Here is a 6665-nt window from a genome sequence, read left to right as displayed (position 1 = left end):
GGATCTCCGCCCAGTCCTCCACCCTGATCACCCTCCACACAGTGAGAGGGGTCAGATTCCAGCCGTCGCCTGGGGGTCAGTTTTCACCCGTCGTCGACAGGGCCCTCTGTTCGCTGGCAGGCAGGTACGGGCCAGTGAGGGTGTTCGGGGGCGGTCACCGATCACCGTGGGGGGCGAGGTTGAGCGGCTCAAAGGTGATGTGCGCGTTCGCGTCGAGGGCGTTGGCGATGGCGGCAGGGGCGCCACAGGATGGTCGCGGTCGCCGTGCGTCCACGCTGGGGTCAAAGGCGAGGGGGAGGCCGTCCTATGCCTCTGGCAGCTGGCGGTTGGCGTTGTGTGTCCGTCACGGGCTCGCTGTGGCTGGGCGGTATGGATGGCTGCTGTGATCGTCGCGGCACGGTGATGGGGCGGTTAGGCATTGGCGGCAGGTGGGACGCCCGCCGGAGCCAGGGCAGTCGGAGGACGAGGCGAAGGCCGTCCGTGGCGGCAGAGATGCGATGACCGGGAGGGCAGGAGCGTGACGGCTGGGGTCATGGCGGGCGGGGTGGGGCGACCGAGGGATGGGCGACCGGTGGCGACGAGGTAGGGGTGCGGCGGCCGGAGGTGCGGCGGGCGCTGTTGGGGTGGCGCGGATGTGATGACCGGGAGCGTGGCGGTCCCGGTGTGGTGATCGGGGGGTGCGGCGGACAGGGTTTTGGTTATCGGCGGTGGGTGTGACGGCCGGGAAGGTGGTGGATGGGGATACGGCGGTCGGGAGTAGGGCCGGGGCGCGGTTGCTGTGGGCGGTGATGCCATGTCCCGCGGTGTGAGGGCCGGGGCTACGGCGCGCGAGCGCGGCGGCCGGGGTGTCGTGGCCGGGAGCGTGCCGGTCGGGGTGTCGCAGGAGGAGCGTGGCGGCCGCGAGTGAGACGGGTGGATGTGACGCCGGGCCGTGTGACAACCGGGTGTGAGGAACGGGGTGTGGTGATCGGGTGCGGCGGTCGCAAATGGGGCGGGTTGGATGTGGCGAAGCGGTGCGTGACGACTGGGGGCGGGGAGACGGGGGTTTGACGACCGGGGTGTGGTGATCGGGTGTGGTGGTCGCAAGTGGGACGGGTGGGGTGTGGCGGACCGGTGTGTGACGACCGGGAATTGCAGACGGGGTTTGACGACCGGGGCTTGATGATCAGGGCTGTGGGGGGCGGGGCGATGACGGGGTGCGATGACCGGGCGCGGCGCGTGGGGTGCGGCCGGGAATGTGACGACGGCTGCGGCGCCCGGGGTTGGACGACCGGGGGTTGGACGACCGGGATGGCGGGTGGGGCATCTGGGGTGTGGCGGTTGGGGGTGCGAAGACCGGGGCGTGGCAGGCAGGGGTGTGGTGTGGGAGTGATGGTTGGGGTTGGAGAGCGTGGCGTCCGGCATGGGGATGTGGGCGTCGGGGGTCTCGTGAGGGTGCTCGGGAGATCGCTTGCGGCGACAGCGGTGGCTGCTGACCTGGCGCATTCGTTCTGTGGTGCTCTGGGTGGGACGAGCAAGATGATGAGGACGGCTTGCGAGGCACAGGCGGACGGGTGGCCGATGCGTGTGGTCCCGGTGTGGGCTCTGCACGGGAGCCGGAGGCGTGTCCAAAGGGTGGTGTTGTGGTAACCGCTCGCCATGCGAGAAGCACCGATGACGCCGATGGGGTATTGAGGACGGCGTCCGGTGATTCGAGGGTTGGGCGCGGAGAATTTCACGGTGCCGTGCTCGGTTGAATGATGGCCGGTGGGTGCGGCGGCCGTCCGAAGGTGGTCGGACGATCCGTGTGCAGGAGGGGGCAGGAGGGGGACGGGGTGGGGACGGAGCGGTCGGCGGAGGACGTGCGGCAACCGTGACGAGAACGTGTTTCCGCGACCGGATGAGCACGCGCTAGAGCGAAGTTTACTTTTGGCACAATTAACGGATGGGGCGTCAAGTCATACCGTAGGCTCCGCCACAGTGCCGGTCCGTGAGGGCCGGTACGACCACGTGCGTTTCGTTGATCACTTCGTCGCAGCCATCCACCGAGTCCGGCCCGCCGCGCGCCCCGGCGGACCGGTTTTGGACCGGTCCCAGTTCGTCTCGGGGCCACCCCGGAGGAGGTTGCGGCGGTGTCGCGGAGCGTGTCCCGGTTCGGTCAAGACAAAGACGCCCAGCGCATTGCCCGATCACTCACCGCAGGTGAATGATTGCGATGCGCTTCCGACCCTTGTGTGGTGATGTAGTGACTCTCGGCACGACGGATCCCGTCTCCCGTACACGCGGCGGCTCGTGCCCGACCGCCGCAATGGGCGCCCTGCGGGGCCGCACCCCGGACGCCGAGTCGTGACCGCGGGGATGGAGCGGCTCGGTGAGCCGCTCGCCTTCCCCGCCGAGGCGGCCGAGGGGCGCCGGGCCCGTCGGACGGTTCGGGAGCGCGCCGTGAAGGTCCTCGGAGAAGGGGCGCTTCTGGACGACGTCGAGTTGATGAGCGCCGAGGCCATCGCGAACGCGATCCTGCACGGGACCGGCTTCATCCGCGTGACGCTGTGCACCGACGGCCGCCGCCTGCGGGTGGAGGTGGCCGACGGTGGGCCGGCGCGCGGTGACGTGTACGGCGATCCGTACGGCGACGCGCACGGGCGCAGCCGTCTCGACCACGGCCGCGGCCTCACCGTCATCGACGCCCTGGCCGACGAGTGGGGTCTCGACCAGACCCCCCGTCGCACCCAGCTCTGGTTCGAGGTCGATGCCGCGCCTGCCCCGTCCCACGCCTGACCGCCCAGGTCCGTGGCGGAGAGCAAACCCGGCCTCCAAGGCAGGGCCGTCGCGGAAGCCTAGGATCCTGCCGGGACGACCCGAGCGGCTGGAGGGGCTCGCCGAACCTGATGATCGGCCCCTCCGCCGACCGCTTTAGTCCGACCGCCTCAGTTCGACTTGCTTCTAGGCGACCGCTTTCGAGCGCGTCACTTTGTGGGGACGCGGTCAGGCCAGATGATCTCGCCAACGGCGCCACGGGGTTGAGGGCCGCCTGCGATGTACGACGCAGGCGGCGAGCGGTGTGGCGCTGAGCCTGACGAGGCGAGAGACGGATGATGCGTCCGCACCGGGATAAACAGCGCGCGAAGGCAGCTAAGGGGCAGGCGACAGGGGCAGAGGCCGGCAGGGCGGTGGGTGGCTGCAGGCCGGTGGGTGCTGCTAGCCGGTGGGTGGTGCGGGGCGGTGGGTGGTGCGGGGCGGTGCATAGGCACTGCGGAGACCACACGGAGACCACAGCGGGCCACAGAGAGGTCCCAGGGAGGCCCCAGCGCATGGATGGCGCGGTGTAGCGGATGGCGTGGCAGGCGGTGCGGGGAGATGGGAGCACCCTGCAGCGTGGCGGAGGCCACGGCGGGCCACGGCGGGCCACGGCGGGCCACGGCGGGCCACGGCGGGGCGCGGCGGATCACGGCGGGGCGAGGTGTGGCCGGGCGCGGGGTGCGGCCTGGGGCGAGGCGTATGGATGGTGTGGTGTGGGGGGACGGCGGGCAGGGCGCCGCTGTGGAGGCCGCGGCTGGGTGCGGGGCGGGGTGTGGATAGGTAGGTAGCAGCATCCTGCGGTGCAGTGGAGGTCGCCGTGGGGTGTGGCAGGGCGGGGTGTGGCCGGGGGCGCGGCGTATGGAGGGTGTGGTGGCGGTTGTGTGGGGGACGGCGATGTAGTGCGGCGTTGGAGGTCGCCGGGGGGCGGTGCGCCACGGGTTGTCCGGCGAGGCTTGGCGGGGGCGGTGCGTGGGGTGTGGGGAGTTATGTAGGGCAGGGGTGCGGTGGGTATGTGGCGGCTGGGTGAGGTGGGGTTTGGGGTGGTGGGGCGGGGGCGTGGCGGGGTGAGTAGAGGTGGGGCGGGTGGGGGTGTGGTCTGAGGGGGGCGGGGTGGGTTAGGGGCGGGGGATGTTGCGTAGGTTGCTGCGGGCTAGGTCCAGCATTTTGCCTACGCCGCCGGTCAGGACGGTTTTTCCGGCGGCCAGTGCGAAGCCCTTCACCTGCTGGGGGGTGATGTGTGGCGGGATGGACAGGGCGTTCGGGTCGGTGATGACGTCCAGGAGGTAGGGGCCGGGTGCGGCGAGGGCACGGGACAGGGCCGTGCGCACGTCGGACGGGCGTTCCACGCGGGCGGACTCGATGCCTGCGGCCTCGGCTATGGCGGCGTAGTCGACGGGTTCGTGGTCGGTCTCGAACGCGGGCAGGCCGTCCACCAGCATTTCCAGGCGGACCATGCCGAGCGAGGCGTTGTTGAACACGATGATCTTTACGGGGATGCGGTGCAGCCGGACGGTGAGCAGTTCGCCTAGGAGCATGCCGAGCCCGCCGTCGCCCGAGACGGAGATGACCTGGCGGCCCGGTGCGCCGAACTGCGCGCCGATCGCGTGCGGGAGGGCGTTCGCCATGGAACCGTGCACGAACGAGCCCATCACGCGACGGCGTCCGTTCGGGGTGATGTAGCGGGCGACCCAGACGTTGCACATGCCGGTGTCGACGGTGAAGATCGCGTCGTCGGAGGCGAGGTCGTCCAGGACGCTCGCGACGTACTCCGGGTGGATGGGGATGTGCCGTTCGATGTCGCGCGTGTAGGCGGACACGACGTTCTCCAGAGCGCGCGCGTGCCGCCGCAGCATGTCGTCCAGGTATGACCGGTCTTGTTTTTGTTCGACCTGGTCGAGGACGAGGCGGAGCGTCTCCCTGATGTCGCCGTGGACGGCCAAGTCGAGCGGGGTCCGGCGGCCCAGTCTGGAAGGGTCCGCGTCCACCTGGATGGTGTTCCTGCCGGGCAGGAACGGGTCATAGGGGAAGTCGGTTCCGAGCAGGAGCACGAGGTCGGCTTCCTGCATCGCGGTGTGGCAGGCGCCGTAGCCGAGCAGCCCGCTCATTCCGACGTCGAACGGGTTGTCGTACTGGATCCACTCCTTGCCGCGCAGCGCGTGCCCGACGGGCGAGAGGACTTTGTGCGCCAGCCGCATGACCTCGGCGTGGGCGCCCCTGACTCCGGAGCCACAGAACAGCATGACCTTCCGGGCGCGGTTCAGTGCCCCGGCGAGCCGGGCGACCTGGTCGGCGGGCGGCAGGACCACGCCCCGGCGGACGAGGAGGTCGTGCTCGCCGGCCGGGCCCGCCGTGTCCCTGCTGGCGGTGTCGCCGGGCAGCACGAGCACGGCGACGCCGCCGAGCCCGACGGCGTGCTGGATCGCGGTGCGCAGGATCCGCGGCATCTGCCCCGGCCCGTTGATCATCTCGCGGTAGTGGCTGCAGTCGGCGAACAGGGACTCCGGGTGGGTCTCCTGGAAGTAGCCGCTGCCGATCTGCGTGCTCGGGATCTGTGAGGCCAGCGCCAGGACGGGCGCGCCGGACCGGTGCGCGTCGTACAGGCCCTGGACGAGGTGCGCGTTGCCCGGTCCGCAGCTGCCCGCGCACACGGCGAGCCGTCCGGTGGCCTGGGCCTCGGCGGACGCGGCGAACGCGCCCGCCTCCTCGTTGCGCACGTGCACCCAGTCCATGCCGCCGGAGCGGCGGACGGCGTCCACGATCGGGTTGAGGCTGTCGCCCACCACCCCGTAGATCCGCCGCACACCGGCCTGCCGTAGCACCTCGACGAACTGGTCGGCGACCGTCGCCATCGTCCCCCCAGGTCAGAGTCCCCCTCCAGGGCCTGCCCCAAGATCGTGGGCTGACACTCCGGCCGATGGTGCGGGCCGGAGGCCGGTGCGGGGCCGGGTGAGCTTCCCCCCGTTGCGCGGACACCGGCGGTGAGGTCACTCGTGGGTGTCTGAGGGCAGGTTGAGCCCTTCGAACGTGGCGGGGCTGCGCATTCCGATACTGGAATGGCGTCTATGAGGATTGTACCAGCATTCGATCCATTCAAAGACCGCGCCGGCCAACTCGTCTCTGGTTTTCCAAATCCGGGTATCGAGCAACTCCAGTTGCATCGTTCCCCAGAACGATTCCATCATCGAATTGTCGTAGCAGTCTCCGACCGTGCCCATCGAGCCGAGCAGCCCGGCGTCCCGCAGGCGCTTCCCGAAAGCCCAGGACGTGTATTGCGTGCCGTGATCGGAATGCAGGATGGTGGACCGCGGCGGCGGGTTGCGCCGCGCGACGGCCATGGCGAGCGCATTGATGACCAGGTCGGTGTCCTGGCGGACGTCGATCGACCAGCCGATGATCCGCCTGGAATAGGCGTCCATCACGGCCGCGCAGTATACTTTCCCTTCCGTCGTGGGATGTTCAGTTATGTCGGTGAGCCACAGCCGGTCGGGGCCGGCGACGTTGAAGCGGCGCTGGACCAGGTCGTCCTCGGTGGCGGTGTTCAGCAGGCTGCGGCGGCCTCGGCGCCGGTAGACGCCCTGCAGGCCGGCCTGGCGCATCAGCCGTTCCACGCGCTTGTGGTTCACCCGCTCGCTCAGCCCGAGCGTCAGTTCGGCGTGCACCCGCGGCGAGCCATAACTCCCGCGGGACTCGGCGTGGATTTGGTGGATCATCTTGGTCAGTTCCTTGTTGCGCAGCGCACGCGGCGGTTCGGGGCGTCCCAGCCAGTCGTAGTATCCCGAGGTGGAGACGTTCAATACTCGGCAGGCCACCGCGACCGGGATCTGGTCGGCGGCGAGTTCACGGACCAGCGAGTAGATTACTTTGGGAGTACGTTTTCGCGGGCGAAG

The 6665-nt window shown here is 70.0% G+C and carries 3 protein-coding genes; 1 reads left to right on the top strand and 2 read right to left on the bottom strand.

The genetic code is table 11. The annotated features are described in order from the left end of the window. Nucleotides 1-2325 precede the first annotated feature (2325 nt). Nucleotides 2326-2757 carry an ATP-binding protein gene (locus E1291_RS37430; RefSeq protein WP_242614622.1) on the top strand — a complete coding sequence of 144 codons (432 nt, stop codon included), beginning with the start codon at nucleotides 2326-2328 and terminating at the stop codon, nucleotides 2755-2757. A gap of 1136 nt (nucleotides 2758-3893) precedes the next feature. Here the strand turns inward: E1291_RS37430 and E1291_RS37425 are convergent. Next, on the bottom strand, nucleotides 3894-5627 hold the full coding sequence (locus E1291_RS37425; RefSeq protein WP_131742784.1) for a pyruvate dehydrogenase: 1734 nt from the start codon (nucleotides 5625-5627) through the stop codon (nucleotides 3894-3896). 135 nt (nucleotides 5628-5762) lie between these two features. Beyond that, a partial coding sequence (locus tag E1291_RS37420) for an IS3 family transposase (RefSeq protein WP_131742783.1) occupies nucleotides 5763-6665 on the bottom strand: 903 nt, incomplete at its 5' end.

The organism is Actinomadura roseirufa, from assembly GCF_900659635.1.
GTDB classification, from domain to species: domain Bacteria; phylum Actinomycetota; class Actinomycetes; order Streptosporangiales; family Streptosporangiaceae; genus Spirillospora; species Spirillospora roseirufa.
Note: the sequence above shows the minus strand (reverse complement) of the source record. Positions and strands in the feature narration are given on the sequence as shown.